The organism is Streptomyces sp. NPDC048623 (assembly GCF_040650755.1).
Taxonomy (GTDB): domain Bacteria; phylum Actinomycetota; class Actinomycetes; order Streptomycetales; family Streptomycetaceae; genus Streptomyces.
Genome location: NZ_JBEZHV010000008.1, coordinates 1 through 26,982 on the forward strand (window position 1 = coordinate 1; position 26,982 = coordinate 26,982).

25 protein-coding genes are annotated in these 26,982 nt (G+C 73.6%); 9 read left to right on the plus strand and 16 right to left on the minus strand.

Translation table 11 applies throughout. The annotated features are described in order from the left end of the window. Positions 1 to 144 precede the first annotated feature (144 nt). The 5 genes from AB0C73_RS13870 to AB0C73_RS13890 all read right to left on the minus strand — a co-directional run bounded on the left by AB0C73_RS13870 (position 145) and on the right by AB0C73_RS13890 (position 4,420). A complete protein-coding gene (locus AB0C73_RS13870; RefSeq protein WP_362528743.1) occupies positions 145 to 861 on the minus strand; it encodes a GNAT family protein in 717 nt (238 codons plus the stop codon). Between the two features lie 362 nt (positions 862 to 1,223). Then, positions 1,224 to 1,943 carry an RNase H family protein gene (locus AB0C73_RS13875; protein WP_362528746.1) on the minus strand — a complete coding sequence of 240 codons (720 nt, stop codon included), beginning with the start codon at positions 1,941 to 1,943 and terminating at the stop codon, positions 1,224 to 1,226. After that, positions 1,940 to 2,998 (minus strand): PfkB family carbohydrate kinase, encoded by a 1,059-nt coding sequence (locus tag AB0C73_RS13880; RefSeq protein ID WP_362528748.1) that lies wholly within the window; start codon positions 2,996 to 2,998, stop codon positions 1,940 to 1,942. The genes AB0C73_RS13875 and AB0C73_RS13880 overlap by 4 nt, the downstream gene beginning before the upstream one ends. Positions 2,999 to 3,084: 86 nt before the next feature. Beyond that, on the minus strand, positions 3,085 to 3,429 hold the full coding sequence (locus AB0C73_RS13885) for a GNAT family N-acetyltransferase (protein WP_362528750.1): 345 nt from the start codon (positions 3,427 to 3,429) through the stop codon (positions 3,085 to 3,087). Positions 3,430 to 3,502: 73 nt separating this feature from the next. Next, positions 3,503 to 4,420: a pirin family protein gene (locus AB0C73_RS13890; RefSeq protein ID WP_362528753.1), complete on the minus strand. Its 918-nt coding sequence runs from the start codon at positions 4,418 to 4,420 to the stop codon at positions 3,503 to 3,505. Between the two features lie 134 nt (positions 4,421 to 4,554). On the opposite strand from AB0C73_RS13890, the gene AB0C73_RS13895 reads away from it, so the two are divergent. Continuing rightward, positions 4,555 to 5,073 carry a carboxymuconolactone decarboxylase family protein gene (locus AB0C73_RS13895; protein WP_362528755.1) on the plus strand — a complete coding sequence of 173 codons (519 nt, stop codon included), beginning with the start codon at positions 4,555 to 4,557 and terminating at the stop codon, positions 5,071 to 5,073. 9 nt (positions 5,074 to 5,082) lie between these two features. Here AB0C73_RS13895 and AB0C73_RS13900 read toward each other — a convergent pair whose 3' ends face one another. The 5 genes from AB0C73_RS13900 to AB0C73_RS13920 all read right to left on the minus strand — a co-directional run bounded on the left by AB0C73_RS13900 (position 5,083) and on the right by AB0C73_RS13920 (position 11,298). Next, entirely contained in the window at positions 5,083 to 5,817 is a 735-nt protein-coding gene (locus tag AB0C73_RS13900; RefSeq protein ID WP_362528758.1) for a YoaK family protein, read from the minus strand. An 81-nt stretch (positions 5,818 to 5,898) separates the two neighbouring features. Continuing rightward, complete coding sequence (locus AB0C73_RS13905) at positions 5,899 to 7,656, minus strand: serine/threonine-protein kinase (protein ID WP_362528760.1); 1,758 nt, start codon at positions 7,654 to 7,656, stop codon at positions 5,899 to 5,901. 64 nt (positions 7,657 to 7,720) lie between these two features. After that, a complete protein-coding gene (locus tag AB0C73_RS13910) occupies positions 7,721 to 9,037 on the minus strand; it encodes a radical SAM protein (RefSeq protein ID WP_362528762.1) in 1,317 nt (438 codons plus the stop codon). Positions 9,038 to 9,139: 102 nt separating this feature from the next. Next, positions 9,140 to 10,066 carry an AAA family ATPase gene (locus tag AB0C73_RS13915; RefSeq protein ID WP_362528764.1) on the minus strand — a complete coding sequence of 309 codons (927 nt, stop codon included), beginning with the start codon at positions 10,064 to 10,066 and terminating at the stop codon, positions 9,140 to 9,142. Between the two features lie 2 nt (positions 10,067 to 10,068). Next, positions 10,069 to 11,298: an RNA ligase gene (locus AB0C73_RS13920; RefSeq protein ID WP_362528766.1), complete on the minus strand. Its 1,230-nt coding sequence runs from the start codon at positions 11,296 to 11,298 to the stop codon at positions 10,069 to 10,071. Between the two features lie 358 nt (positions 11,299 to 11,656). On the opposite strand from AB0C73_RS13920, the gene AB0C73_RS13925 reads away from it, so the two are divergent. Further along, positions 11,657 to 11,914, plus strand: coding sequence for a hypothetical protein (locus AB0C73_RS13925; protein WP_362529388.1), 258 nt, complete (start codon positions 11,657 to 11,659; stop codon positions 11,912 to 11,914). Positions 11,915 to 12,144: 230 nt separating this feature from the next. On the opposite strand, the gene AB0C73_RS13930 is transcribed toward AB0C73_RS13925, so the two are convergent. Together AB0C73_RS13930 and AB0C73_RS13935 are read right to left on the minus strand one after the other, a co-directional pair. Then, positions 12,145 to 14,205 carry a prolyl oligopeptidase family serine peptidase gene (locus tag AB0C73_RS13930; RefSeq protein ID WP_362528768.1) on the minus strand — a complete coding sequence of 687 codons (2,061 nt, stop codon included), beginning with the start codon at positions 14,203 to 14,205 and terminating at the stop codon, positions 12,145 to 12,147. Between the two features lie 119 nt (positions 14,206 to 14,324). Then, positions 14,325 to 14,750, minus strand: a complete 426-nt coding sequence (locus tag AB0C73_RS13935) for a nuclear transport factor 2 family protein (protein WP_362528771.1) — start codon at positions 14,748 to 14,750, stop codon at positions 14,325 to 14,327. Positions 14,751 to 15,042: 292 nt separating this feature from the next. Here AB0C73_RS13935 and AB0C73_RS13940 point away from each other — a divergent pair, with 292 nt between their 5' ends. Together AB0C73_RS13940 and AB0C73_RS13945 are read left to right on the plus strand one after the other, a co-directional pair. After that, entirely contained in the window at positions 15,043 to 17,112 is a 2,070-nt protein-coding gene (locus AB0C73_RS13940) for a phosphocholine-specific phospholipase C (protein ID WP_362528773.1), read from the plus strand. A gap of 200 nt (positions 17,113 to 17,312) precedes the next feature. After that, positions 17,313 to 18,680, plus strand: coding sequence for an NAD(P)/FAD-dependent oxidoreductase (locus AB0C73_RS13945; RefSeq protein WP_362528774.1), 1,368 nt, complete (start codon positions 17,313 to 17,315; stop codon positions 18,678 to 18,680). Here AB0C73_RS13945 and AB0C73_RS13950 read toward each other — a convergent pair. Then, positions 18,625 to 19,911 carry an MFS transporter gene (locus AB0C73_RS13950; RefSeq protein WP_362528776.1) on the minus strand — a complete coding sequence of 429 codons (1,287 nt, stop codon included), beginning with the start codon at positions 19,909 to 19,911 and terminating at the stop codon, positions 18,625 to 18,627. The two genes, AB0C73_RS13945 and AB0C73_RS13950, sit on opposite strands and share 56 nt — an antisense overlap. A 65-nt stretch (positions 19,912 to 19,976) precedes the next feature. Between AB0C73_RS13950 and AB0C73_RS13955 the strand changes: the two genes are divergently transcribed. Further along, positions 19,977 to 20,570: a CGNR zinc finger domain-containing protein gene (locus AB0C73_RS13955; protein ID WP_362528779.1), complete on the plus strand. Its 594-nt coding sequence runs from the start codon at positions 19,977 to 19,979 to the stop codon at positions 20,568 to 20,570. On the opposite strand, the gene AB0C73_RS13960 is transcribed toward AB0C73_RS13955, so the two are convergent. From AB0C73_RS13960 to AB0C73_RS13970, 3 genes are all read right to left on the minus strand, one after another. Beyond that, on the minus strand, positions 20,549 to 21,019 hold the full coding sequence (locus AB0C73_RS13960) for a hypothetical protein (RefSeq protein WP_362528780.1): 471 nt from the start codon (positions 21,017 to 21,019) through the stop codon (positions 20,549 to 20,551). The two genes, AB0C73_RS13955 and AB0C73_RS13960, sit on opposite strands and share 22 nt — an antisense overlap. A gap of 158 nt (positions 21,020 to 21,177) precedes the next feature. After that, complete coding sequence (locus tag AB0C73_RS13965; protein ID WP_362528783.1) at positions 21,178 to 21,873, minus strand: helix-turn-helix domain-containing protein; 696 nt, start codon at positions 21,871 to 21,873, stop codon at positions 21,178 to 21,180. 139 nt (positions 21,874 to 22,012) lie between these two features. After that, positions 22,013 to 22,801 (minus strand): hypothetical protein, encoded by a 789-nt coding sequence (locus tag AB0C73_RS13970; protein ID WP_362528785.1) that lies wholly within the window; start codon positions 22,799 to 22,801, stop codon positions 22,013 to 22,015. A gap of 146 nt (positions 22,802 to 22,947) precedes the next feature. On the opposite strand from AB0C73_RS13970, the gene AB0C73_RS13975 reads away from it, so the two are divergent. The 4 genes from AB0C73_RS13975 (at position 22,948) to AB0C73_RS13990 (ending at position 26,977) form a co-directional block, all read left to right on the plus strand. Next, positions 22,948 to 23,439: a GNAT family N-acetyltransferase gene (locus tag AB0C73_RS13975; protein WP_362528787.1), complete on the plus strand. Its 492-nt coding sequence runs from the start codon at positions 22,948 to 22,950 to the stop codon at positions 23,437 to 23,439. 73 nt (positions 23,440 to 23,512) lie between these two features. Continuing rightward, entirely contained in the window at positions 23,513 to 25,327 is a 1,815-nt protein-coding gene (locus AB0C73_RS13980; protein ID WP_362528790.1) for a hypothetical protein, read from the plus strand. 94 nt (positions 25,328 to 25,421) lie between these two features. After that, positions 25,422 to 26,501 carry a dihydrodipicolinate reductase gene (locus tag AB0C73_RS13985; protein ID WP_362528793.1) on the plus strand — a complete coding sequence of 360 codons (1,080 nt, stop codon included), beginning with the start codon at positions 25,422 to 25,424 and terminating at the stop codon, positions 26,499 to 26,501. Further along, positions 26,498 to 26,977 carry a carboxymuconolactone decarboxylase family protein gene (locus tag AB0C73_RS13990; RefSeq protein WP_362528796.1) on the plus strand — a complete coding sequence of 160 codons (480 nt, stop codon included), beginning with the start codon at positions 26,498 to 26,500 and terminating at the stop codon, positions 26,975 to 26,977. The genes AB0C73_RS13985 and AB0C73_RS13990 overlap by 4 nt, the downstream gene beginning before the upstream one ends. The last annotated feature ends 5 nt before the right edge of the window (positions 26,978 to 26,982 follow it).

The following is a 26,982-nucleotide window of genomic DNA, read 5'->3' on the forward strand; positions in this document are numbered from 1 at the left end:
CCGGCCGCCTCCTCGAAAGGACCACAGGAGCACGAGCCGGGCGTACCGCGGGTGAAAAGCACGTGCGCGACCCCTGGCCCTCGGGCTTACCACGCGAAGCCCGCAGGGCCCGCAGGCCCGGACCCCGGCCCCGCTCGGCTCGTCCTACGCGGGGAGCAGCTCGCCCGCGCCGCCGGGTTCCAGGGACTGGCCCGGGAAGCCCGACGTCGGGCGGTGGAGGCCGGAGAGGCGGAGTTCGATGATGCCGCGGACGGCCGGCCACTCCTCGTCGAGGATCGAGTAGAAGGCGGTGTCGCGGACCACGCCGTCCAGACCGCGCGAATGCGCCCGGCGGACGCCTTCGCACGTGGCGCCGAGCCGTTCGATCGCGACGCGCGAGCGGGTGTTGCGGGCGTCGGCGCGCATGGAGATCCGGCGCAGGCCCCAGCTCTCGAAGGCGTGCCGCAGCATGAGGTACTTGGCCTCGGTGTTGACGCCGGTGCCACGGGCCTCGCCCGCGATCCAGGTGTTGCCGATCTCGGCGGCGTCGGGCACGGAGGTCAGCGGGTCGCCGCTGGGCACCCCGGTGACCGGCGGCCAGATCACCGGGCCGCGCCAGTAGTCGAGTTCCAGGAAGCGGGTCGACCCGATGACCCGGCCGGTATGCGGGTCGACCAGGGCGAACGGCAGGGCCCGGCCCGCCGCCTGTTCGGCGAGCGCGCGGGCGATGTAGTCGCAGGAGGCATCAAGGCCGTGGGGCACGGAGGTGTAGGCATAGGCCGCACGGTCCAGTGCGCCCGCCCAGGCGATGCCCTCGGCGTGGCGCATGGCCAGCGGCTCCAGGCGCACGGAGCGCCCGGAAAGGACTACAGGTACTGGCACGGGTCCTCGGGTCTTTCACGGGCAGGGGTCATCGCACGCCGGATCGCGGCGACGATGAAAGGGAGGGGTTCCCGGCCCGGTGCCGACCGCCCTGCCCAAGGGGAAAAGGGCAAGTGAAACGGTTCGCCATCGGTGGCGGGAGGAACAGTATGCAGCCCCGAAGGCCTTGAGAACAGAACCCCACACGAACCTGCGCGCACAGCTGAGTGAATGTCCGGTTTACCCCATCCCTCGTTCGGCTCAGGGGACCGGTTCGGGGGCCTGCGCCGGCCCGGTCCCGCGCCCTGGGAGGGCAGCGGAAAGGGCCTCGGCGGCCGCCGAGCGCAGCGGCCGCCGAGGCCCTCGAAATGCCTGGTCAGACCCTAGGCGGTGGCCTCGGCACAGGCCGGGTGGCCCCAGCCGTCGGGGTTCTTGGTGATGGTCTCGCCCTTGGCGTACGACCGGCCGCACCGGCACCGTCCGGGGAAGCGCGCCTTGAGGCTCGGCGCGGAGGATCCGGAACGTGCACCGGAGCGCGTACCGGCGCGTGCGGAACCCGGGGCGCCGGTGGCCGTGCGGGGCCGCTTCGCGGCGGCCGGGCGGGCGGAGGCGGGCTCCGGCGGGGGCAGCGGCGAACCCGCGTCCGAGCCCGCGGACTGCTGGCTGCGGGCGGTGTGGCTCGCGGCGCGGTCGGCGGCGTCGTTCAGCGGGTCGCCGTCGACCTGGTGGGCGGGGGTGTAGACGAACTCCACGCGCCGGTCGGTGAGCAGTTCGTCGATGCGGACGACGAGGTCCTTGTTGGCGACGGGGGTGCCGGCCGAGGTCTTCCAGCCCTTGCGCCGCCAGCCGGGCAGCCAGGTGGTGACGGCCTTCATCGCGTACTGCGAGTCCATCCGCACCTCGGCGGGCACGGCGGGATCGAGGCGCTCCAACAGGCGTAGCAGCGCGGTGAGTTCGGCCACGTTGTTGGTGGCCGTGCCGAGCGGTCCGGCCTCCCAGTGGGCGATCCCGCCGTCCTCGGTCCCGATGACCCAGGCCCAGGCGGCGGGCCCGGGGTTGCCCTTGGACGCGCCGTCGCACGCCGCGATGATCTTCTCTGTCATCCCTCGATCCTGACATGCCGCGCCCCGTGCCCCGGACCACCGGCGGCGGAGCCGTCGGCGCCGAGCCGGGCCGCCTCGGCGAGCAGCGCCTCCCGTCCGATGGCCTCGGCGCGGGTGGAGGGGACGGTGCAGGCGTGGGCGCCGGCGATGCTGCCGTGGAGGGCGCAGGTACGGGCGGGGGCGCCGGACAGCCAGGCGTGCAGGAACCCGGCGGCGAAGGCGTCACCGGCGCCGTTGCTGTCGACGACGGGCGCGGCCGGGGCCACGGCGGGGACGTGCACGAGCGGCTCGTCGGCCCCGGTGAGGAGATACGCGCCGGCGGCCCCGTCGGTGGCGACCGCCACCGAGGCGCGGCCGCGGGCGAGGATGTCGCGGAGGGTGCGTTCGGGGTCGTCGAGGGCCGTGGCGGACAGGAACACCAGGTCGGCGGCGAGCGCGAACGGCTCCTGGTAGGCCCCGCGGCCGTCCCAGTCGTGCAGGTCGGTGGAGATCGTGACGCCCGCGGCGCGCAGGTCCGGCAGGGCGTGGGCGCAGGGCTGGGTGATGGAGACGTGGGCGTGGCGGGCGCGGGCGGCGAGCGCCCGTACGGTCTCCGGCGGGAGCCGGTCGGCGTCGCGGCCGCGGGTGGCGTCGTAGAGGGAGAGGCGGCGGCCGTCGGGGCCGACGAGGTTGACGGCCCTCTTGGTGCCGGTGGGCTGGGGCACGGCGGTGAGGGGGATGCCCTGCTCGTGGTGGAAGGCCCGGACCAGGTCGCCCTCGGGGTCGGCGCCGAGCAGGTCGAGGTGGTGGGTGCGCAGTCCGAGCCGGTGCAGTCCGAGCGCGACGAAGTCCCCGGTCTGGCCGGCGCGGGTGACGATCCCGGTACCGATCATGTGGCTGTCGGCGAGCGGGAGGGGCAGCTCGGGCACGTACACGATGGTGTCGACGCCTGCGCCGCCGAGCACGAGGACGTCGATGCTGGAATCGCGGTCACGGTCACGGTCGGAATCGGAACCGGAGTCGGACTCGGAGTCGGTCACGAGGGGACCGGGGGCCGGGGTGGCGTCGCTGCTCATGCCCGGCAGTCAAACAGCGGCCCGGACCGCCGCGCAAGATCTTGCAGTCATTTACTGCAAGGCGCGGCGATCCGGGCCGACTCCGCTCAGCGGCGGGCCAGTTGGGCGTCCAGCCACTCCAGGACCTCGGGGGTGACCGGGTCGGTGATGTCGGCGAACTCGTCGTGCTTCTTCAGGAACTTGGCGACGTACGGGCAGACCGGCACGATCCGCTTCCCGGCGGCGCGCACATCGGTCAGCGCCTGCTCGACGAGGAGGGACGCGAGGCCCTGGCCGGCGTAGGCCTCGTCGACCTCGGTGTGGAAGAACACGCGCTGCTCGTCCCGGTCGCGGTAGGCGGTGAGCCCGGCGCGCTGTTCGCCGACGAGGATCTCGTAACGGTGCCGGTCGTCGTTGCGGCGCACGACGGGGGTGGTGGCGGACTCGGTCATGACGGGCCTTCCTTCGCGGAGGATTCGGACGTTCGGAGGGGTGCTGATCGGCCGGGCGGGGACGCGTGACGCTTCAGCTCGGGTTCTTCCGCGGCTTGAGCGTGGTGTTCGGGAGTTCCGGGGCCGGGAGGCGGTCGCCCGGGTAGCCGTGCACCTCGCCGAAGCGGTCGGCCGCCGCCGTCCAGTCCTCTCGCGCCTGACGGATCTCGGCGTCGGTGCGGGCGATGAAGTTCCACCACATGACGATCTCCTCGCCGAAGGGCGTGCCGCCCAGGAGGACGGCGCGGGCACGGTGCGCGGACTCGTTGACGAGGGTGAGGGTGGTGCGGCCGGGGGCGGTGTAGCCGAGTTCGGCGGGCTGGAGGACGGTGCCGGCGAGACGGACGTCGCCCTCGTCGACGAGGAGACCGTGCTCGAAGGCGGGGTCGACGTCAAGGGTGACGGTGGCTCCGGGGTCGAGGAGGAGCTCGGCGCCGAGCAGCGGGGTGAAGGTGCGGACCGGGGAGGTCTCGCCGGCCAGGGTGCCGAGGAAGACCTTGAGGTCGGCGCCGTCGACGCGGACGGACTTCGGGGCGTGGTGCTGGAAGTCGCGCGGGGTGTGGCGGTGGGCGTCGGGGAGGGCGAGCCAGAGCTGGACGCCGTGCAGGACCGCGGTGTCGGGGGTGGAGACCTCGGAGTGGCTGATGCCGTGGCCGCCGGTCATGAGGTTGATCTCGCCCGGGCGGACGTACGCGTGGGTGCCGAGGCTGTCGCGGTGCTCGATCTCGCCGGTGAAGAGCCAGCTCACGGTCTGCAGTCCGGTGTGCGGGTGCGGGGCGACGTCCATGCCGCCGGACTCGGCGACCCGGTCCGGGCCGTAGTGGTCGGCGAAGCACCACGCGCCGATGAGAGTACGGGCCCGCTGGGGCAGCGTGCGCCGTACGGTCACGGCACGCGGGCCGCCCAGCGGGACGTCCCGGGCGGTAAGGACCTCGACCTCGTCGACACTCATCCCCGACCCCTCTCATCGGCCTCGCCGACCAAGATAGTTTCCTTTTCAACAATCATGGACGATAATGGCGTCGAGGACAAGCGGCAACCACGGCAACCATGACAGCGACATCGACAGCGGTGAAGGAGCAGACGGTGAGCGAGCAGAGGGTGGACGGACGGCCCGTGGCGACCGGACCGGCCGTGCCGGCCCGGCGGGTCTACGTCGACAAGCAGAGTCCGGCCGCGTACCAGGCCCTGGTGAAGACCGCCGAGGCCGTCCGGGCGACCGCCGCCGACGCGGGCCTCGACCGCGGCCTCGTCGAGCTGGTCAACCTCCGTGTGTCGCAGCTCAACGGCTGCGCGTACTGCCTCGACGTGCACACCCGCGCCGCCCTGCGCGCCGGCGAGACCGCCCGCCGGATCGGCGTCCTCGCCGCCTGGCGCGACACCGAGCTCTTCAGCCCTCGCGAACGCGCCGCCCTCGCCCTCGCGGAGGCCACCACCCACCCGGCGGACGCCCTCGCCCAGGACCGCGCCTACGCCGAGGCGCGCGCGGTGCTGACCGAGGACGAGCTGTCGGCGGTGATCTGGGTGGCGATCACCATCAACGCCTTCAACCGGGTCTCCATCCTCAGCAAGCACCCGGTACGGGACACCCCCGTCCGCCGCTAGGCACTCTCGCTAGGGCGCCGTGGCCCACACCGCGTCCGGGGTCGAGAGCCGCCACAGCACGGCGGCGGCCGTCGCGAGCAGGCCGAGGCCGACGCCGAGGACCAGCGGCATACCGGCGCCGAACAGGAGCAGACCGCCCGTCAGACCGCCGACGCCCAGGGCGAGCACCGACAGGACGCGGCGGCCGCGGCGATGGGCCGCGCCGCCCACGTCGGCGGTGTCCGCCACCAGACCGGTCAGGGTCTGGTTCACCACGGTGGTGGTCACGTCCGGGACGCCGAGCCTGCGGGCGACCGCGTTCTGCAGTCCCATGGCGAGGGCGAGCGGCACGATGACCAGGAAGCGGGCAGGCCTCCCCTCCAGGCTGCCGGCCACCACGGACACCACGAGCGCCGCGGCGAAGAGCAGGGCCTGCACGCCCATCGCCCCGGCCACCAGGCGCCCGCGGTGGGCGGCCAGGCGTCCGCCGAAGCGGCCGCCGGCCGCCGCCCCGGTGACGAAGGCGGCGAGCGAGACGCCGGAGGCGAGCACGGAGTGCCCCTGGGCGCCGGCGAGGGCGAAGCCGAGGAACACCACGTTCCCGGTCATGTTGGCGACGAAGACATGCCCGAGGCCCAGGTAGCTGACCGCGTCCACCAGGCCGGTCAGCACGGTGAGGGCGAGCAGGAGCGGGGGCAGCGGGCCGTGCCGGTCCCCCTTCGGCGGGACCAGCGTGCGGGCCGCGTCCACGAGCAGCGTACGCATCCTCGTCAGGCTCCTTCCGCGATGGGGAGCGCGGCCCGGCGGCTCCGCGCCCGTCCATGATCCACCGCGGACGGGCCCGGCTCAGTCCGCCGCGTAGGTGTCCACGACCTTTCCCTTCTGATCGGCCACCAGATAGCCGGTCGCGTGGTACTCGTTGAGGAGGTAGAAGCGCATCGAGGGCCGGTCGTCGTTGAAGGTCCAACGGTCGACGATCACATAGCGCTGCGAGGGGTTCTCGACGTTGAGGTCGCGCTCGCCCCGGGCGATCAGCGCGGGCAGCGTGTCCCAGGACATCGTGGCGACGTCGAAGGGCTGCTCGTCCGCGCCGTCGATGGTCCCGCCGGGGCCGGTCCTCGTGACGACGCCGTCGCGGTAGGAGTAGTTGTCGTACGTCTTCGCCCCAGGCCGGGTCGGAATCTCCGCGGAGGCGTGCTCCTCGTAGACGTTGAACTCCTTCATGGTGGTGGTGCCGGTCGCATCGTGGAACGCCTTGAGCACCGCCCGGACGTTGGCCGGGGTGAGCAGGCTGCCCTTGGGCGCGGGGGCGGCGGAGCCGGTGGGGGTGCTGGTCGGGGTGCCGGCGGGTGTCCCCGTCGTGCTTCCGCCCGGCGTGCGGGCCGCCGTCGACGGTGTCGGTCCGCCCTTCGCGCCGGAGTTCGAGCCGGTGCCGTCGTCACCGTCCGGGATCAGGTTCACCGCACCCACCACGACGGCGGCCGTCAGGGCCGCGGCGCCGGCGATCAGCCAAATCCGGCGGGCGGGAGCGGTACGGGGCGGGGTGGCCGGGGCGGTGGGCGCGGCCCACGGTGTGGCACCCTGCGCGGGCGCCGGGGCGGGGCCGCCGTAGGCGGGGTAGGCGAGCGGCGCACCGAAGCCGACCGGCGCCGGAGCCGGAGCGGGGACGGGAGCCGGGGCCGGGGACGAGGGCGCGGGTGCGGGTGCGGGTGCGGGTGCGACGGACGGCGCGGCGGCATCCGGCGCACCGCCGGTCACCCGCTGCCCCTCGGCCTCCGCGAGCAGGCGGTCCAGGAGTGCCCCGTCCGGCCGGGCCGCCGGGTCGCGCACCAGGACCTTGGCCAGGACCGGGGCCAGCGGCCCGGACCGTACCGGCGCGGGGATCGGGTCGTCGAGCACGGCCACGACGGTGGCCAGGCTGGTGGCGCGGCGCAGCGGGTGGTGGCCCTCGGCCGCCACGTACAGAAGCATGCCGAGGGACCACAGGTCGGAGGCCGGGTTCCCCTCCTCGCCGCGCAGCCGCTCCGGGGCGATGAACTCGGCCGAGCCGATGACGTCGCCGGTGGAGGTGAGCCGCGAGGTGGTCTCGCTGAAGGCGGCGATGCCGAAGTCCGTGAGGACGGCGCTGCCGTCCGCTCGGAGCAGCACGTTGGCGGGTTTCACGTCGCGGTGCTGGATGCCGGCGGCGTGGGCGGCGCGCAGCGCGGAGAGGACCTGGCGGCCGAGGGTGACGGCCTCGGCGGGCGCCAGCGGGCCCTCGGCGAGCCGGTCGGCGAGCGAGCGGCCGGGGACGAGCTCCATCACGATCCACGGGTGCGCGCCGTCGCCCGGCTCCACGATGTGATGGATCGTCACGACGTGCGGGTGGGACAGCCGGGCCAGCGCGCGGGCCTCCCGCAGAGCCCGCTCGCGCAGCTGTGCGGTGAAGCCCGGACTGGCCGCCTCGACCGCCGGGTCGGGCGGCCGGACCTCCTTGAGGGCGACCTCCCGGTCGAGGGCCACGTCCCGCGCCCGCCACACCGTCCCCATGCCGCCGCTGCCCAGCCGGCCGATCAGGCGGAACCGCCCGTCCACCAGCGGTCTGTCGTCGTCACTCGTTCCCATGGGCGGTCATGCTAAAGCCTGTGCATGACACCGCCCACGTCACCTCCGGCGACGCTCCGCCCGCTCAGTCCTCGGCGGGGAGGCTGTCCATGAAGGAGCTGACCGAGAAGACCGCCCGGCCGGGGCCGGCCGGGCCGTAACCGGGGGGCGAGCTCAGGCCGTTGGCCTCCATCGTGGCGCGGTAGGCGTCGAGCAGACGGATGTGGTACTCGAGCGGCGCGCCGGCCGGGTTCGCCTTGCCGAGCGGGGTGGTGGGCTCGGGGCACCAGGTGGTGAAGCGGGGCGTGATGCCGCGCGACATGAAGTACTCCAGGCCCTCCGTGGTGGAGGCGATGGCCTCGTCGACCGTGGTGAAGCCGAAGGGCTCGGCCATCTCCACGCCCGCCACGAAGTTGGGGATGACGTTGCGGGGGCCGAAGACCTCCGCCGAGTCGAGGATCCGGCGGTGCCACTCGTCGCGGCCGACGTAGCGCTCCTTGCCGGGGCAGTACAGCTCGAACAGGCGCTTGTCCCACACCTCGTAGTTGGGGTGGTAGATCTGGATGCCGTAGTCCTTGAAGCGCTGCACATCGGCCTTGGGCAGCGCCTGGGCGACGACCTTGCCGATCCAGCGGCCGGGGAAGCGCTCCTCGATGGCCTGGGCGTACTGGCCGTAGAAGTCGGCCTCGTCCTTGCCGCCGACACGGGAGGTGACGGCGCCGCCGGTGAGGGTGTACGCGGTGGAGGAGCCGGTCGTGTCGTACTTGTCGATGATGGCGAGCGCCTCAAGGACCTCCTCGACGTCCTTCACGCCCGTGTAGGGGCGGCCGGCGGCCTTGTGCTGGCGCCAGTTGTGGTTGATGTCGCAGTACTGGCACTCCTCCTTGGCGCCGAAGTACTGGCAGACCCGGAAGACCGTCAGATAGATGAGGTAGCCCCACTGGATGGTGGGGGCGACCTCCATCACCGACTTCCCGCTGGAGAGGGTGTGCCGGTAGTACTCCGGCATCGGCGGCAGGCCGACGTCGGCGATCCGGCGCCCGTCGAGGTAGAGGCCGAGCAGCCCGTCCTCGCCCGCGGCGACCCGGTAGGGCGAGGCGGGGTTGACCCGTACCGACACGACCGTGCGGCGCAGCTCGTACGGGCCGCCGGTGAGCACGATCTCCTCCGGCGGGCGGCGCAGGGCGGCCTGGCCGAGCTCGGGCAGGGTGCGGTGGTCGAAGGAGAAGATGAAGTACGACTTCGGCTTGACCTCACCCGACGCCTCGTCGCCGGAGTCGGTGAGGGCCGAGTCGTCGAACGCGATGCCGCCGCGCAGCAGGTCCTCCTTGATCACCGCCTCCTTCGGGATGTGCGGGAAGCGGTGCATGAGGTCTTCGACCTCGTCGGTGCGGCGGATCATGCGCGAATACAACTCCTCGGTCGGGTGGTCGCGAGCCGGTGGGCCACCGACCACCCTAGGACGACCTCGCCCGGCCCGGCGGCCGGGGGCGCCACGGACGGCTCAGAAGTTGCCGTAGTTGACCTGCCAGGTCGGCAGGCCCATCCGGCGCCAGACGGCGACCACCCGGTCGCGGTCGTCGAGCGACACCCGGACCGCGTAGCGCGGCCGGACGTGGGCGTCGAAGAGCTCGGCCTTGACGAGGTCGTCGGAGCGCCCGTCGTCGGAGCCGCGCATCCACAGTTCGTCGTACGGCACCTCGTGGCGTGCGAGCCAGGCCTCGGTGAGCTCCCGGTGGTCCTCGCTGCGCCCGGAGAGCAGCACGATCCGGTCCCGGTGCGCGGCGCGGAAGGCGCGCAGCGCGTCGCGCACGGGCGGGTTGAGCAGGTCGAGGCCGCAGCGGGTGAAGTCGTACGGGCCGCGGTCGCCGCGCAGTGCGAGGGTGCCGTCGATGTCGCACAGGACGGCGGTGGGCAGCGCGGGGTCGGGGACGTACGGGGTGACACCGGGGCGCTCGTTGAGCCAGGCGTCGGTGAGCCGCCAGCCGCCGCGGCGGGCCTTGGCGTGCTTGTCGGCGAGGATCCGGATGATCTCCTCGCCGACCGGCCGCTCGCGTGCGGCGTCGCGGCGCACGCACTCCTCGACGGGCACGTCGGTGAAGTCGTGCACGACGAAGGTGGCGTCGCGGCCGGTGAGGGCCGCCTTGAGGCGCCGCGGGATGTGCGGGGTGAGGTGGGTGTTGTCGACGACGACGTCGAAGCCGTCGTCGACGGCGGCGCGGATCGCGGCGTCCTGGATGCCGAGCACGGTCTGCTCGTGGGCGCGCGAACGGCGGTCGCCGCCCGTCGTACCGCCGGGCAGGTCGAGCATCCCGCGCAGGTCGTCGAGGTTGACCCGGCGTATCCGGCCCTCGGACCGCTCCTGCAGGGCGCGGGCGGCGGTCGTCTTGCCGGAGGCCGGCAGTCCGGTCATCACATGGACCACGGGCACGGTCAGTTCTCCTCGTCGGTGGTGAAGGGGTCGGCGTTCTCGGGTCGCACCGCGCGCCAGTTCAGCAGGTCGGTGCGGCGCCCGTCGAGGCGCAGGAACATCGCGGAGCGCAGCTGTGCCACGCCCTCGGCGGCGGGCAGCGCGCGGACGGCGCGGGCGAAGGCGGCACGGTCGCCGGTGAGGTGCGCCAGGGACGCGTACGCCTCGTCGACGGCCTGCTCGCGGGCGGCGAACCCGGTCTCCAGGCGCTCGACGACGGACCGCACCCAGGCGTCGAACTCGTCGGGCACCTGCTCCAGGAGCGCGTCGAGCGGGCGTCCGCCGTCGGCGCGGATGCCGCCGAGCTCGGCCATGGACAGGCCGAGGCCGTTCGCCAGAACCTTGGCGGAGGTGCCGGCGAAGCGCTGGATGCCGTGGCTGCGCCAGATGTCGCGCTCGGTGACGCCGGTGACGACCTTGTGGAGCCGTACGTACTCGGCGATCTTCGCCTTGGCGCGGACGCCGGACGCGAAGCGCAGCACGAAGCCCTCGGCGTCGGTGCCGGTGGCGGCGGTGCCGTCGGGCAGGGTGCTCGTCGCGGTCAGCTTCAGCAGGGCGTCGAGCGCCATCGGCGGGTGCACGGTGACGACCGATCCGATGCCCTGCCAGACGCGGGCGGCCTCGGCGAGCGGCGTCTCGGTGCCGTCGGCGCCGTACGCGGCGAGCAGCACCAGGTCGCGGCGGCCGCCGTAGTCCACGACGATCCGGTTCTCCGGGTAGAGGATCTCCATGAGGTACGTCGTGCCGGGCACGAGCGCCGAGGTGTCGGCGGCGTCCAGGCGGCGCTGCGCCCAGGTGGCCTGGGCGCTGGCGAAGGAGCCCTTGGAGGCGACCCGCCAGTGGCCGTCGTAGTGGAAGACGACGCCGAGGCTGCCGTCGACCTTGTCGTACACCTCGAACGGCTCGTCGGGCAGCGCGGGCGCGTAGGAGCGGCCGGCGGTGTGCTCGGAGACGTTGAAGAACTTGGGCAGCGGCAGGGCGACGACCCGGCCGGTGCGGTCGTCGGCGACGAGGCCGCGGCAGCGGACGGTGACCCGGTTCCAGACGCCCTCGTACTGGCAGACCCGCGTGTACGTGTAGATCGACAGCGGCAGCTGGGGGTGCCGCTTGCGGGTCACATGCCCGGCTTCGACGGCGGCCGCCAGTTCGTCCGGTGGCAGCAGCGCGTCGAGAGTCAGGTACGCCTGGCTCATGGGTTCCCTCCCCTTCGGTGGAGGCCCATTGTCATGTCCGCCGATCCGTCGCCACCAGCGATTTAGGACGCCGTGCGGCCCGGATCGGCCGGGCCGGGCCGCACGGCTCCGCATCCCGGGATCGGCCGGCGAGGGATAGAACACATCCGGCGCGGCGGGCGGGCGGCGGTGTCGGCCGGCCGGGGCCGGTGGGACCCGCGATCCCGCCGGAGTCCGGGAGGAATTCGGTGGGAATGCCTCTGATTCCGGCCGTCCACGGGAGGGAGCGGGATCCGGGACCGGGCCCTTGGCGGGGGTCCGGGCCCCGTAGACTCGCTGGGCCCGAGAGACGTCGCAGAACGCCGAGGAAGCGAGCGCAATGACTTACGCGGACACGACCGCCCCCATCTACGCCGAGCTCATAAGAGAGCAGGGGGACGTGCCCGGTGATGTTCGCCGGGTCGCCGAGGAGGTGCTGCGCGACCTCAGCCGTGTGATCCAGATGCCGCCGGTCGGTCACGGCCCGAACGGTGGCGCGCCGATGCCTCAGGCTCCCATGGCTCCGATGGCGCCCATGAACGGGATGCATCCGATGAACCCGCACCCGCACCCGCACCCGATGAACCCGATGCAGTAGGCGGCGGACGGGAACGGACGCGTGCCGGGGACCTGTACGGGGAGGACACGGGTCCGGCGGGCCGCAGCGCCCGTCATGGCGACGCTCGGCCGCAGACGGTATTCCAGCGCACCATAGGAACTGAACAGCGTGAGCCTGAACGGCGAGGGACTGACCACCCGGGGCGCCTGCCTGGTATGCGGACTTTCCGTATACCGGACAGGCGCCCTTCTGCGTGCGCCCGAGCCGCGTCAGGGCGCCAGCGTCCGCCACAGGAAGGTGTGCTCCAGGGCGCTGTTCCAGGCGGTCTGTTCGTGGTCGGTGGCCCCCGCGTGGCCGCCGGCCAGGGTCTCGTGGAGCAGCACCCGGTGGCCGAGCTCACGCAGCCGCGCGGCGGCCTTGCGGGCGTGGCCGGGGTGGACCCGGTCGTCGCGGGTCGAGGTGGTGAGCAGCACCGGTGGGTAGGGCCGGCCGGCCTCCAGCTGGTGGTACGGCGAGAGCGCGGCCAGGTGCGGCCGGTCGGCCGGGTCGTCGGGGTCGCCGTACTCGGCGATCCAGCTGGCGCCGGCGAGCAGGGTGTGGAAGCGGAGCATGTCGAGCAGCGGCACGTGCGCGACGATCGCGCCGAACAGCTCGGGGCTGCGGACCAGCATGGCGCCCATGAGCAGGCCGCCGTTGCTGCCGCCGGTGATGCCGAGCCGGTCGGGGGTGGTGATGCCCCGGGCGACCAGGTCGCGGGCGACGGCTTCGAAGTCCTCGTAGGCGCGGGGCCGGTCGGCCTTGAGGGCGCTGCGGTGCCAGCGGGGGCCGTACTCTCCGCCGCCGCGGATGCCGGCCACCACGAACGTACCGCCGCGGGCGAGCCAGGCGCGGCCGCGCATCGTGTCGTAGGCGGGGGTGAGGGAGACCTCGAAGCCGCCGTACCCGTTGAGGAGGGTGGGCCGGGGGCCGCTCTGGTCGCGGGGGCCGACGACGGTGTACGGGACGCGGGTGCCGTCGGCGGAGACGGCGAAGTACTGGCGGGCTTCGAGGCCGGTCGCGTCGAAGCGCTCGGGGGCCTGCTTGATCCGCTCGCCCGGGCCGCCGATCTCGCCGCGGTGGAGGGCGGGCGGCACGAGGTGGCCGGTGATGGACAGGAAGTACTCGTCTCCGGTGTCCGGGTCGGTGTCGGTGAGGGCGGCGGAGGCGAGCGGCGGGATGTCGGCGAGCTCCTGGCGCTTCCAGCCGCCGCCCGGAGCAGAGTCGGCCGGCGGGGTCAGGACGTACATCCGGCTGGCGACGTCCTGGAGGGTCTCGACGACGAGATGGTTGCGGGTCCAGGAGTGGCCGGCCAGGGACGTACGGTCGTCGGGCGTGAACAGCACCTCGGGCGTGCGGTCCCCGGCGAGGAAGGCCTCGAAGCGGAAGGCGAGGAGCGTGCCCGCGGGCTGCCCGAGCCAGGTCGCCTTGGGGGTGACGAGGAGCCACTCGCGGTGCACGGAGCTGTCGGCGTCGTCGGGGACGTCGAGGCGGCGCAGCTCGCCGTCCGGGGTGAGCAGATGGGTCTCGTGGTGCCAGAAGTCCCGGTAGCGGACGACGAAGTCGCGCTCGAAGCCCTCGGTGGGGTCGTGCCAGGCGGAGACGGCGAGGTCGGACTCCCGCCCCTCGTGGACGAGTTCGGCCGCCGCCAGCGGGGTGCCGCGGCGCCAGCGCCGGACGGTGCGCGGATAGCCGGAGGCGGTGAGGGAGCCGGGGCCCTCGTCGGTGCCGACGAAGACATGGTCCTCGTCGATCCAGCCGATGTCGGTCTTGGCCTCGGGCAGGGTGAACCCGTCGGTGACGAAGGCCCGTTCCGCCAGGTCGTACTCGCGCACGACCACGGCGTCGCCACCGCCACGCGCGAGGCTCACCAGGGCGCGGCGGTACGCGGGCCGCAGCACCTGCGCGCCCGCCCAGGTCCAGTCCTCGCCCTCGGCGGCGGCGAGCGCGTCGAGGTCGAGCAGCACGTCCCACGCGGGCGCGTCGGAGCGGTACTCGTCGAGGGTGGTGCGCCGCCAGATGCCGCGGGTGTGCTCGGCACTCTGCCAGAAGTTGTAGAGGTACGGGCCGCGCCGCCGGGTGTACGGGATGCGGTCCGGCGCGTCGAGCACCTCGCGCAGTTCGGCGACGAGGCCGTCGAAGCCCTCTCCCCCGGCGAGCTCCGCCGCCGTCTCGGCGTTGCGCTCCTTCACCCAGGCGAGGGCGCGCTCACCCTCGACCTCCTCCAGCCAGAGGTAGGGATCGGGGGTGCCGGGGCCGGGCTCGGTGCTGGTGTCGGCGGTCTCGTCGCTCATGCCGACGATTGTGGACCACATGCCCGGCGCCCGGGAGGGGCGGGCCCTGCCGGGGTCCGCCCCGGGTCCGCGCCGGGTCCGCCCTGGGTCCGGGGGTCCGCCTCGAAGGCACCTCGCTCTCAGGGCTGCGGCAGCAGTCCGAGCTGGTCCAGGAACTCCATCTGGTCGAAGTAGAGCCGGTAGTCCGTGATCCTGCCGTCCTTGACGGTCGCGAGGTCGGTGCCGCGCAGGGTGACGGTCTTGCCCGTCGCCGGGAGCGTCTCCCCGGTGGGCAGCTGGATCGGCCCCGTGTTGGCGCCGCTGAAGATCCCCTCGTCGATCGCGGTGTCGCCGATCTCGTACTTGTTCCGGGGCGTGAAGGTCGCCGCCGGGATCGCCTCGGTCATCGTGCGCCAGTACGCCACGATCGCGTCGCGGCCCTTGATCTCGCCCTCGTCGGGGGTGAGAGCGACGGCGTCCTCGGCGTAGAGGGTGCCGAGCGTCCTGAGGTCCGAGTGTGTCACCGCCTCGGTGAGACGGTCCATGACATCGCGTGCCTCGCCCATGATCCACCTCCGTGGTCCGGATCCTGGTGGTGGCGTGTCACCCCATTTTCTCACCGGAACGGGCCCGCGGCGGTTCCGAGGCACTGCGACCCGGCCGGACCATCCTGAGCCACCCACTTATTGGTTCGACATAAAACCAAATCCGTGTCGCTCTCACCCCACCACCTCACCGTCCTCGGGAAGTTAACCGATCGATTACCGCACGGCCGTATACCTTTGGGTCCGGTTCCCCCATCCTGTCCTCGCGTGCCACCGGGGCACCGCGGGACACGAGAGGCGGGCGAGGCGGGGTATGAAACCCATCAGCCGCAGAGGGTTCGTAGGGATCGGGGCGGGGCTCGGGGCCGGGCTGGTCGCCGGGGCGGGGGCGCCGGCCGGCGCGGCGCCTGCGGAGGCGGTGTCGGCGCAGCCGGTGTCGGCGGCCGCGCAGGCGGCCACCGGTGGCATCACGGACGTCAAGCACGTGGTGATCCTGATGCAGGAGAACCGGAGCTTCGACCACTACTTCGGCCGGCTGCGCGGTGTACGGGGCTTCGGCGACCGGGCCGCGGGCAACATCCCAGGCGGCTGGGGCATGTTCAACCAGCCCGACTGGGGCGGCCGGCAGTACCCGTGGAAGCTGAGCGCCACTCCCCCGGCCGGCGGTGTGGACGGCGAGACGCTCGCGCAGTGCAACGGCGATCTGCCGCACAGCTGGACCTCGCAGCACGCCGCCTGGAACAAGGGCCGCCTGGACAACTGGGTCATGGGCGTCGGCAACACCCGCACGCTCGGGCACCTGGATCGCGGCGACATACCCTTCCACTACGCGCTCGCCGACAACTACACCGTCTGCGACGCCTACTTCTGCTCGACCCTCAGCGCGACCGGTCCCAACCGCACCTTCCTGTGGAGCGGCAAGGTCGACGCCTCCAGCAAGGACGGCGGCGACGAGTCCGGGCTGACCTGGGAGACGTACGCCGAGGCCCTCCAGCGGGCCGGGATGAGCTGGAAGGTCTACCAGAACGCCCAGGACAACTTCGGCGACAACGGCCTCGCGTACTTCAAGCGGTTCACCGACGCCAAGCCCGGCGACCCGCTGTACGACCGCGGCATGGGCTCGGTGCCGAAGGTGACCGGCTCGACGCCGGACGACATCGCCGCCGCGATCCGCGCCGACGTGGTCGCCGGCACGCTGCCGCAGGTGTCGTGGGTGGTGGCCAGCGAGGCCTTCTCGGAGCACCCGTACGCCCCGCCCGGCGACGGCGCCCACTTCGTCAACCTGGTCTACCAGGCGCTCGCCGCGAACCCCGAGGTCTTCGACTCCACCGTCCTGTTCCTCAACTACGACGAGAACGACGGCTTGTTCGACCATGTGCCGCCGCCGGTCGCGCCGCCCGGCACGGCGGGCGAGTACATCGACGGGGTGCCGATCGGCCTCGGCTTCCGGGTCCCCATGATCGTCATGTCCCCGTGGACCCGGGGCGGCTGGGTGAGCTCCGAGGTCTTCGACCACACCTCGGTGCTGCGCTTCATGGAGGTCTGGACGGCGGCCCTCGGCACCCCGGCCACCTGCCCGAACATCAGCGCCTGGCGCCGCAGGGTGACCGGCGACCTGACCGGTGTGTTCGACTTCGCGCACCCGGTGTACGGGGTCCCGGCGGACCTGCCGCCGACGGCGAAGGTCATCGGCCAGTCCACCTGCGGCCCGCTGCCCAACCCGGCGCCGCAGGACAACGCCCTGCCGCCGCAGGAGCCGGGCACGCGGCCGGCGCGCACCCTGCCGTACCAGGTCAACGGCAATCTCGACCGCTTCGAGTTCGGGGCGGCAGGCAAGATCCTCGCCTGGTTCTCGATGACCAACCAGGGCACCGAGGCGCGCCGCTCCGCGCACTTCTCGATCCACCCGCACCAGTACCGGGACACCGCCGCCTGGCAGTACACGGTCGACCCGGGCACGACCTCGTCCGACTATTTCAACATCGGGCTCGGCTTCGGCTCCGGGAAGTACGACATCTCGATGATGGGCCCGAACCGCTTCCTGCGCCGCTTCATCGGCGACGCCTCCAAGGCGGGCAAGGACATCGAGGTCGCCGCGCGCTACGCGACGGAGTCCGGCACCGGGAAGACGGCGATCTGGTTCAGGATGACCAACAACGCGTCCACCGCGGTCACCTTCACCATCCGTTCCGACGCGTACCGCTCGGACGGCCCGTGGACGTACACCGTGCCCGCGAACTCCTCGCGCGAGGACTACTTCAACGCGGTGGCCTACACGAACGGCTGGTACGACTTCACGGTCCTCGCCGACATCGACGGCACCTGGTCGCGCCGCTACACCGGCCACATCGAGACGGGCGCGCCCAGCATCACCGGCAGCTGAGCGCGCGCGCCTCCCGCCGCTCCCGCCGTTCCGGCGCGCCGTTCAGCGCCGGGGCGGCGGGTCCCCTGAACGCCACCACCCTTTTGCCGGATATGCCTGCTTTCCGGATGATAGGTGAGGTCAGCCAGGCCGACGGGGCCGCCGACGGCCCCGCACACACGGCAAGGCGCAGGACAAGGCGTGGAAAGGCGGACTTCACCGTGTCTCGACCGAGAATCCTCGTGGTGGGCGCCGGTTTCGCCGGGGTCGGGTGCGTACGGCGCCTGGAACGGCGGCTGACCCCGCGGGAGGCGGCGATCTCGCTGCTCTCGCCCTTCTCGTACCAGCTCTATCTGCCGCTGCTGCCGCAGGTCGCGTCCGGGGTGCTCTCCCCGCAGTCGGTCGCCCTGTCGCTGCGGCGCAGTGAGAAGCACCGCACCCGGATCATCCCCGGCGGCGCGATCGGCATCGACACCGAGGCCAGGGTCTGTGTGGTGCGCACCCTCAGCGGCGAGACGGAGATCGAGCCGTACGACCACCTGGTGCTCGCGCCGGGCAGTGTCACCCGCTCCTTCGACATCCCCGGGCTCGCGGACCACGCGCGGGGCATGAAGACGCTCGCCGAGGCCGTGTACATCCGGGACCATGTGATCGCCCAGCTCGACCTGGCGGACGCCAGCCAGGACGAGGCCGAGCGGGCCGCGCGGCTGCAGTTCGTGGTGGTCGGCGGCGGGTACGCGGGCACCGAGACGGCCGCCTGTCTGCAGCTGCTCACCCACAACGCCGTCAAGCGCTATCCGCGGCTCGACCCGAAGCTCATCCGGTGGCATCTGGTCGACATCGCGCCCACCCTGATGCCCGAACTCGGGCCCAAGCTGGGCGGGGCGGCCATGGAGATCCTGCGCAGGCGCGGGATCGAGGTCTCCCTCGGGGTGTCGGTGGCCTCCGTGGACGACGAGAACGTGACCCTCACCGACGGCCGGGTGCTGCCCAGCCGCACCCTCATCTGGACGGCCGGGGTCGCCGCCAGCCCGCTCATCGGCACCCTGGGCGCCGAGACGCTGCGCGGCCGGCTGGTGGTCGGCGCGGACATGGTGGTGCCGGGGCTTCCCGGGGTGTACGCGCTGGGCGACGCGGCGGCCGTGCCGGACCTGACCAAGAGCGAGGAGGGCGCGATCTGCCCGCCGACCGCCCAGCACGCCATGCGCCAGGGCAAGCTGCTCGCGGACAACCTGGTCGCGACGCTGCGCGGCGAGCCGACCCGGCCCTATGTGCACAAGGACCTCGGCCTGGTGGTGGACCTCGGCGGGCTCGACGGGGTGTCCAAGCCGCTGGGCATCGAGATGCACGGCATGCCGGCCCAGGCGGTGGCCCGCGGCTACCACTGGACGGCGCTGCGCACCAATGTGGCCAAGACCCGGGTGATGACCAACTGGCTGCTCAACGCGGTGGCGGGTGACGACTACGTCCGCACCGGCTTCCTCGCCTCGAAGGCCGGCACGCTGCGGGACTTCGAGTACACCGACGCCTATCTCACCCCCGAACAGGTCCGCGAGCACACCGCCTCGCTGCGGGCCGCCTCTTCCTGAGGCCGACGCGGGTCGGTACGAAGCGGGTCAGCACGGCGTACGACGTGGCGGCGAGCAGCTGCACGCCCGCCGCCGTGAGCAGCGCGCCGGTGAGGGAGTGCGCCAGGAGCGGCCCGGCCAGGGCCGCGCCCAGGGCGAACGCGGTGATCTTGACGCTGGCTCCGGTCGTGAACACCTGCGCCCGCAGCCCCTCCGGCGCCTCGCGGTGCCGCACCGCGAACAGGGCGGTGAGCTGCGGCCCTTCGGCCACCCCGGCCAGGAGGGCCGCGGCGACCAGCGGAGCCGGGTCGTCCGCGCGCACGGCCCCGCAGGCGCCCGCGAAGGCCACGGCGAGGACGAGCGGCGCGACCCACAGCACCGTGTCGGGCCGGGGCGGACGGCGCAGCCGGGCGAGCACGGCGCCCGTGCCGAGGGCGGCGAGCGCGGTGCCGCCGAGCAGCAGCGCGCCGTCGCCGGGCGCGCCCAGGACCCGCGCGCCGAGCAGCGGCACGCAGGCGACGAAGACCCCCTGGCCGAGGCAGGAGAGCGTCGAGCCGGCCGTCGCCCTGGCCAGCGGCATCGAGCGGACCAGGGCGGCGAAGCCGTGTGCCAGGTCGTGGGCCACCACCCGTACGGTCACGGGTCGGGCGGGCACGTGCCGGTGGTGGGCCGGACCGCGGGCCGCGGGCACGGCGAGCAGGATCAGCGCGGCGGCGGCCACCACGGCGCCCGTCGCGCCGGCCAGGCGGCCGAGGAGCCCGGCGAGGGCCGGGCCGAGCAGGCTCGCGGCGCTGTACGTCATGGCGTCGAGGGCCTGGATCCGGTGCAGGCACTCGGGCGGCGCGGCCGTGGCCAGCCGGGCGGTCCAGCCGCCGGCCAGGGCGGGCGCGAGGGTGCCGGTGGCGAGCGCGAGGAGCAGGGTGAGCGGGAACGGGACGGCGCCGAGGCTCAGGAGTACGGCGACCAGACCCGTCGCGTAGAGGGCGAGACAGGCGCCGAGCAGCCGGCCGGGGCGGGCGGCGCGGTCCAGGAGCGCACCGAGCACCGGTCCGCCGAGCGCGGCGGCGGCCGTGATCCCGGCGAGCAGCGCGGACGCCGCGGCCACCGACCCGGTTCCCGCTCCCGCGCCCGCCCCTGCCCCCGCGTATCCGAGGAGCAGCAGGGCGGGGCCGGACATCTCGTCGCCGGTGCGCGCCGCGGCCGCCCCGGCGAGCAGACGCCGCGTCCTGTGGATCGGCTGGTCGCTTCGCACCGGAACGACGCTACGCAGGTAACGCAGAACTCCACAATATGCGTTACATGCGTTACATTCGCCGGATGCATGCCGCTGCTGCCCCGCACGAGCACTCGGTGCTCGCCAACTCCCGGCGCGCCGCCGAACTCGTCAATGTGCTGAGCCATGACTCCTGCACGCTCGTGCAGGTCGCCGATGTGCTGCGCGCACACGGCGAGAGCGAGCCGCTCGGTCTGGTGGAGGCCGACCTGCCGGACCTGCGAGCGGCGGCGGCCGCGCTGCGCCCGGTGTTCGCCGCGGACGGCGTCGACGCGGCGGCGCGGAAGCTCAACGCGCTCCTCGCCGAGCGGACCGGTCCACTGCGGCTGACCGCGCACGGCGGCGCGAGCGCCTGGCATCCGCATGTGGACCGGGACGACGACGCCCCGTGGGCGGAGTGGTTCCTGGCGTCCTCGTGTCTGGCGCTCGCGGTGCTGCTGTGGATGCGGGGCCGCGCCCCGGGCGGGGTGTGCGCGTCGGCCGCCTGCGAGAACGTGTTCGTCCCGCAGGGCAGTGGCCGGGAACGCCGTCGCTACTGCTCACGGCGCTGCGCCACCCGCGAGCGGGTCGCGGCCCACCGGCGGGCCAAGGGCGGCCCGGCCGGATCGGATCCGGATCAGATGTCGACCACGCGGTAGGCGATCGTGTAGACGCCGCCGGAGCCCTCCAGGGAGCGGTACTGGACCTCGGCGCCGGCCTCGCTGCCGGTGACGAGCGCGGAACCCAGCTTGTCGTCGCCGCCGAAGGTGTCCTTGTCCCACAGGGTGAGCGTGCGGGCCTGCTCACGGCCGAGGATCAGGGCGGCGTTGCCGTTGCCGTCGGTCAGGGAGCGGACGTAGCCGGGGCCCATGGTCTGGTACGAGACGCCGTTGCCGGGCCACACCTTGACCTGGTTCCCGTTGGCGTCGGTGATCTTCAGGTACGCCTCGTCGTGGTCTCCCTCGCTCTGCTGGTGGCAGGTGAGTTCGATCAGCTCGATCTGCACGTAGTCGATCGGTTCCGCCTGGGCGGTGCCGGCGAAGACGCCGAGGCTGCCCAGCCCGAGGAGCGCGACGGCGGCCGTGCGGGCGATGCGGTTGCTGCGCATGTGGATCTCCCCCTCCGTGACGTCGGCTCCGGGTGTCCGGTGACGTCACGTCATGTCATGTCGTGTCGTGTCGTGTCGTTGTGTCGGTTCGGTTCGGTTCGGTTCGTGCCGTTCCCCTCGGCACGTCCCTCACTCTGCCGGGTCGGCCCGGGCCCGTTCTACGCGCGTTCCGTTGGACGGAACGGAGCCCCGCACAGGTCCCGGTCGAGCCCTCTGGCGAGCGCGGCGCCGGCCGCGGCGACGGCTTCGGCCAGCGGTTCGAGGCGCTGTCCGGCCCGGACCATCCCGGCGACCGCGGCGACGGTCCGGCCCTCCGAGGACCGTACGGGCACGGCCGTGCAGCAGACACCGGGCATGATGTCCTCCCGGTCGAACACCGGCCCCGTACGCCGCGGTCCGCACAGAGCCCGGCCCGCCGCCGTGTCGAGCCGGAACGCGACCCCGTCGCGCACCGGCAGCACCGGCTCCAGGTCGCCCGGCACCGAGGCGACCGTCAGCGCCTGGTCCTCCCGCATCACCACGAGCAGCACGCTGGCGCCGGTGACCGCCCGCAGCCGGTGCAGCGGCAACCGCGCGGCGGCCCGCAGTCCCGGGTGCGGCTCCCAGGCGAGGCCGAGCCGGTAGAGCTGCGAGCCGACCCGGTAGCGCCGGTCGCGACGCTCGACCGCGCCGACGGCCACGAGCTGGTCGAGCAGCCGGTGCGCGGTGCCTTTCGGGACCCCGCAGGCCTGCGCGAGTTCGGTGACGCCGGCCGGGTCGTCGCCGTGCCGCCGTAACGCCTCCAGGAGCGCGAACGCCCCTTCCAGCACTCCCCGGCCGCGTCTCGCGGCCGGCTCCGCGTGCGATGTGCCCATGTGTCCCCCTGGACGGTCCCGTCCGGCCACCGTCCCCCGACGGTGCCACTGCGGACGCAGAGGACACCATGCGGCAGAACGGACGTATCGCCAAGGCTTTACGGCGACCGGCGCGGCGTCGCATCGGCGGGCTACCGGGCTATCGGGCGATCACCGCACCCGGCCCCATGACGACGACCGGCTCGCGGGCCGGGTCGAGGGCGCGCAGCAGCTCCGCCATGTTCTCCCGGGGCAACGAGACACAGGCCTGGGTGGGGCCGCCGTGGTCGACGTGGATCCACACCCCGCCGCCGGCCTCCGGGCCGAGCGGGCGTTCCTTGTCGAGCGGGGTGGTGCCGGGGATCCGGTTGTAGTCGATGGCGACGACGTAGTCGAAGGAGCCGTCGAGCGGCTCGCCGAGGAATCCGGTGCCCGAGACGGTGAACTCCTCGTCCTGGTCGTACGGGATGCGTGCGCCCGGGTCGGGCAGCAGACCGCCCGCGTCACCGATCCGGTAGACGCCGATGGGCGAGCGCAGGTCGCCCGCCGTGTGTTCGTCGGTCCAGCCGCGCAGGGCGTTGTGGCCGGTCCACGGCCCGGCGGTGCGGTGCCAGCGGCCGGCCGGGTCCCGCTGGTGGAGCACGGCGGTGGCCACGGTGCCGTCGGGGCCGTCGCCGGTCACCACGAGGACCTGGGTGGTGCCGTCGGGGATCCGGCCGTGGGTCTGCGGGCCGATGCCGGGGATCCGCGCGGGCGCCCGGTTCGCGGCGTCCGGCTGTGCCGGGGCGGCCGGTCGGGAGGCGGCGGGCGCCGGGGCGGGCGGTGCGGGCCGCGGGGGTTCGGCGGTGCAGCCGGTCAGGACGCCGGTGAGGACGCCGGTCAGCGCCAGGGCCGCGGACAGGAGGCGGGTGGCCGGCACCGTGGCGGTGGTGCCCTTGCGGATGGGCATGAGGAGGGCTCCTCCGGGGCTCGGGGCAATGCCGGGATCCGTACCCGGTGGGCGGCGGGCCTGTCGCGGTGCCGGTGCCCCTCACCCGTCCGGGCGCGGCCGGATTGCGGTTGACTCCCCGTACGGCGGCGGGATTTCCTGCCCGGATGAGCGAACCGCACGAGCTGCGCATCGAGAGCATCGACCCCGCCGACCCGGTGGCGGCGCCCACCCTCCTCACGGACTGGCGGCTGATCCACAACACGATCATTCCGACGGCGCCGCTGTCGGACGCCGAGGTGCGCGAGCGCGCGGGCCGCAACCGGCTGGACGTCGCCTATCTGGGCGGCGTGGCCGTCGGCTGCTCCACCGTCCGGCCGCCCGACGACGAGACCCCGGCGGCCACGGTCATCTCCCGGATCCTGCCCGCCCACCGGCGGCGCGGCTTCGGCACGGCGCTGTACGAGCGGGGCCTCGCCCACGCCCGGACGCTGAGCGACGCGGGCGTGGAGACCGTGGTCCTCGCGACCAATGAGGAGGGGCTGGCGTTCGCGCTGGCGCGCGGGTTCGTGGAGACCGAGCGCTACCTCCTGCCCGGCGACACCGTGCCGTTCGTGGCGCTGCGGCTCGCCGAGGAGGCGCCGGCGGGGGACGCGTAACCCCCTGGACGACGGCCCCGGGGATACGGCATCCTCGGGGCATGATCAAGAGAATCGAGCACCCCACCAGCCGGTGAGCGCCCAGGACGAGCGCGCGGCGCTCACCGACCGGCCCTCGCTGTACGCCTACGCCCTGAGCCTGATCGAAGCCGGTCCCCGAGAGGGCCCCGCTTCCGGCGCGGTCACCCGCCGCCAGGGTTTCCCGCTGCCCGACGAGCCACCACTGCCGGACGGCCCCCGACTGCGCGGCAAGAAGGGCTTCGCCGCCGTCCGGGCGGCCCTCGGACCGCTGCTCGCCGGACCCGACACCCCCGGGGCGGCCGAGGAGATCCACCGCCGTCTCGCCGAACTCCCCGTCCACACGGGCCCGGTGGCCGGTGCGGTCCTGTCCATGCCGCTGGATGATCCGGCGGCAGCCCGCGCACTGGCCCGCCGCCTGGTATGCACCGGCACCCAGAGCAGGCCTGTAAGCGTCGGGCTGGCTCTGCTCGGGCGGCTGGGCGAGCCCGAGGACATACCGGTGCTGCGGGCGCTGACCCACCTGGACGGACTGCTCGGGCTCGCGCTCGAAGCCCTCGAACCGCTGGACCCGCGCACCGCCGCACTGCGCTGGCTGGACCTCCGGGTGCGTGAGACCGACCTGCGCCCTTTCGTGGACGCGTTGCTCTCCGGCGGGACGCGTGACGCGCGGGCGCTGCTGATCGGGCTGCCGCCCGACCTGCGCGCCGTCGGTCCCTCGCCCTCCCGTCGGATCGCCGAAGCGACCGGACTCGCCGGGCTGCTGCGCCGCGAGCCGCTGGACCCACGGCTGGTCGCCCGCGCGGCCCGGCTGCTCGTACGGATGGCGAGCCCGCGCGACTACGAGGCCGAAGTCCGCTCGTACCGCGAGGCGGTCGAGGTCTGTGAGCTCGTGGTACGGCGTGCCCCCACGCTCTCGCCGGGCGTCGACCACGCCGCCGTCCTGCTCTCGCTCGCCGTGGACCTGCACAGCGGTCCGACTCGGCTGCTGCCGTGGCGGGACGGGCAGGTCGACCAGCTGCTCGACGCACTCGGTGCGCTGCTCCACTCCCCCGGGTGGGAGGGCGCGTTCGCCGGGCCGGACGCCGACGCGTCCCCGGCGGTACGGCGCCGGGCGGAGTGGCTTCGGTACACCCGGGACCGGGTGTTCCAGGACCCGCCGCCGGACAGCCGGCTGCGGATCGAGGTGCTCTCGCGCGACCCTGACGACGGCGACCCGCTGGAGACCCGCTTCCTGCTCGACGGCGAGCCGCTGGTGCCCGCGGTGTTCGGGCGCGGCGCGGGCAACTGGCCGGAGTACTTCTTCGGCGATGAGCGGCTGCGGGCGACGGAGGAGCCCCGGGAGGTGCAACTCGCCGAGGCCTGGTGCTCGGAGGGCTGCTGCGGCGCGCTGTGGGTGACCATCGTGCGCGAGGGTGACGAGGTGGTGTGGCGGGACTGGCGGCACCCGGAGCGGCTGCCGGGCGGCGAGCCCGCGCCCGTACTCCCCGCACACCGCTTCGACACCGTCGCGTACGACGCGGAGGTCGCCCGGGCGGGCACGGAGACCCGCTGGTCCTGGCCGGCCCGGACCATCGCGCGACTGATCCGGGAGGGGCTGCGGGCCTCTCCGGAGCTCCTGGGCCGCTGGGACTGCCGCCTCACGTACGCCGAGTCCCCGACCGACACTCCGGACACGGCCGAGGTGGGGTTCCTGTACCAGCCCGGCACTTTCGAGGGCACGGACGTGAAGGGCGGTTCCTGGATCCACTTCGTCTGGCGCCTGCCCGACGAGAGCACGCCACCGGCCGAGCAGGCGGCGGCCGCGCTGCGCCGGCTCGCGGCGGAGGACCCGCGCGCGTACGCCACCTGCGTGGGGGGTGCCCGATGACCGGGCCACCCGGGCCGGCACCGTACTGACGTACCGTCAGATCCGCCTCGTCGCACCCCTGGGAACCTCGCACCCCCGGCGCTACCCTCCGCGCATGATTCCGACCGTGGTATGGGGAACCGGAAATGTCGGGCGCGCGGCCATCCGGGCCGTCGACGCCCATCCGGCGCTCGCGCTCTCGGCCGTTCTCGTCGCGAACCCCGCCAAGGTCGGTCGCGACGCGGGCGAGCTCGCCGGGCTCGGGCGCGCGCTGGGGGTGGCCGCCCGGGACGACGTCGACGCCGTGCTCGCCGAGGCCCCGGGCGCCGTGGTGTACGCGGCGTCCGGGGACCTGCGCCCGGACGAGGCGCTCGCCGATGTCACCCGGGCGGTCCGCGCGGGCGCCGTCGTCGTGACGCCCTCGCTGTACCCGCTCTACGACCACCGCAGCGCGCCGCCCGAGTTCCGGGACCCGGTCCTGGCGGCGGTGAAGGAGGGCGGCGGTTCGCTGTTCGCCTCGGGCGTCGACCCGGGCTGGGGCAACGACGTGCTGCCGCTCCTGGTGAGCGGCCTGGGCAGCACGGTGGAGGCGATCCGCTGCCAGGAGATCTTCGACTACTCGACGTACGAGCAGGAGGAGTCGGTCCGTTTCCTGGTCGGCATGGGGCAGCCGATGGACTACGAGCCGCCGATGCTGCTGCCCTCGGTGCCGACGATGGTGTGGGGCGGGCAGCTGCGGCTGATGGCACGGGCGCTCGGGGTGGAGCTCGACGAGATCCGCGAGACGCTGGAGCGGCGCCCGCTTGAGGCGCCCGTACGGACCCGGACCATGGGCGAGTTCGCGGCCGGCACGCAGGGCGCGGTGCACTTCGAGGTGCAGGGGATCGTCGGCGGCGAGCCGCTTCTGGTGATCGAGCATGTGACCCGGATCCATCCGGACTGCGCGCCGGACTGGCCGGTGCCGCCGGACGGTTCGGGGGCGCACCGGGTGATCGTGGAGGGCCGGCCGCGGATCGAGGTGACGGTGGAGGCCTCGGACGAGGGCGAGAACCGTTCGGCAGGCGGGAACGCGACGGCGGTGGGGCGGCTCGTCGGCTCCATCGACTGGCTGGTGGAGGCGGAACCGGGGCTGTACGACGCGCTGGACGTGCCGTTGCGCCCGGCGGTGGGGAAGCTCGGAAGGAGAACGCGGTGATCATCGACATTCCCGAGGGGCAGGAGCCGATCGGGTACGTGTGGGGCGACATGGTGCCCGGGATCGGAATGGCGGCGGCGAACTTCTCGCTGTCCGTGTACGCGCACACGACGCTCGGGCTGCGTGAGTTCGAGGCGGCGCGGCTGCGGATCGCGCAGATCAACGGCTGCCGGTTCTGTCTGGACTGGCGGACGGACCGGGACGGGGAGAAGGTCGAGGAGTCCTTCGCGGACGCGGTGCTCGCGTGGCGCACGACGGACGCCTTCGACGAGCGGACGCGGCTCGCGGCGGAGTACGCGGAGCGGTACGCCCTTGACCACCACGGACTGGACGAGGAGTTCTGGGCGCGGATGGGGGCCGCGTACAGCCAGGTGGAGATCGTGGAGCTGACGATGAGCCTGGGTTCGTGGCTGGCGTTCGGCCGGCTCAACCGGGTGCTCGGGCTCGACACCGTGTGCGTGCTGCCGACCCACTGAGACCG

Coding starts and splice junctions, on each gene's coding strand:
- AB0C73_RS13875 (WP_362528746.1), bottom strand. CDS start 1,943: ATGACAGAGAAGATCATCGCGGCGTGCGACGGCGCGTCCAAGGGCAAC.
- AB0C73_RS13880 (WP_362528748.1), bottom strand. CDS start 2,998: ATGAGCAGCGACGCCACCCCGGCCCCCGGTCCCCTCGTGACCGACTCC.
- AB0C73_RS13885 (WP_362528750.1), bottom strand. CDS start 3,429: ATGACCGAGTCCGCCACCACCCCCGTCGTGCGCCGCAACGACGACCGG.
- AB0C73_RS13890 (WP_362528753.1), bottom strand. CDS start 4,420: ATGAGTGTCGACGAGGTCGAGGTCCTTACCGCCCGGGACGTCCCGCTG.
- AB0C73_RS13900 (WP_362528758.1), bottom strand. CDS start 5,817: ATGCGTACGCTGCTCGTGGACGCGGCCCGCACGCTGGTCCCGCCGAAG.
- AB0C73_RS13905 (WP_362528760.1), bottom strand. CDS start 7,656: ATGGGAACGAGTGACGACGACAGACCGCTGGTGGACGGGCGGTTCCGC.
- AB0C73_RS13910 (WP_362528762.1), bottom strand. CDS start 9,037: ATGATCCGCCGCACCGACGAGGTCGAAGACCTCATGCACCGCTTCCCG.
- AB0C73_RS13920 (WP_362528766.1), bottom strand. CDS start 11,298: ATGAGCCAGGCGTACCTGACTCTCGACGCGCTGCTGCCACCGGACGAA.
- AB0C73_RS13925 (WP_362529388.1), top strand. CDS start 11,657: ATGACTTACGCGGACACGACCGCCCCCATCTACGCCGAGCTCATAAGA.
- AB0C73_RS13930 (WP_362528768.1), bottom strand. CDS start 14,205: ATGAGCGACGAGACCGCCGACACCAGCACCGAGCCCGGCCCCGGCACC.
- AB0C73_RS13935 (WP_362528771.1), bottom strand. CDS start 14,750: ATGGGCGAGGCACGCGATGTCATGGACCGTCTCACCGAGGCGGTGACA.
- AB0C73_RS13940 (WP_362528773.1), top strand. CDS start 15,043: ATGAAACCCATCAGCCGCAGAGGGTTCGTAGGGATCGGGGCGGGGCTC.
- AB0C73_RS13955 (WP_362528779.1), top strand. CDS start 19,977: ATGCATGCCGCTGCTGCCCCGCACGAGCACTCGGTGCTCGCCAACTCC.
- AB0C73_RS13960 (WP_362528780.1), bottom strand. CDS start 21,019: ATGCGCAGCAACCGCATCGCCCGCACGGCCGCCGTCGCGCTCCTCGGG.
- AB0C73_RS13965 (WP_362528783.1), bottom strand. CDS start 21,873: ATGGGCACATCGCACGCGGAGCCGGCCGCGAGACGCGGCCGGGGAGTG.
- AB0C73_RS13970 (WP_362528785.1), bottom strand. CDS start 22,801: ATGCCCATCCGCAAGGGCACCACCGCCACGGTGCCGGCCACCCGCCTC.
- AB0C73_RS13975 (WP_362528787.1), top strand. CDS start 22,948: ATGAGCGAACCGCACGAGCTGCGCATCGAGAGCATCGACCCCGCCGAC.
- AB0C73_RS13985 (WP_362528793.1), top strand. CDS start 25,422: ATGATTCCGACCGTGGTATGGGGAACCGGAAATGTCGGGCGCGCGGCC.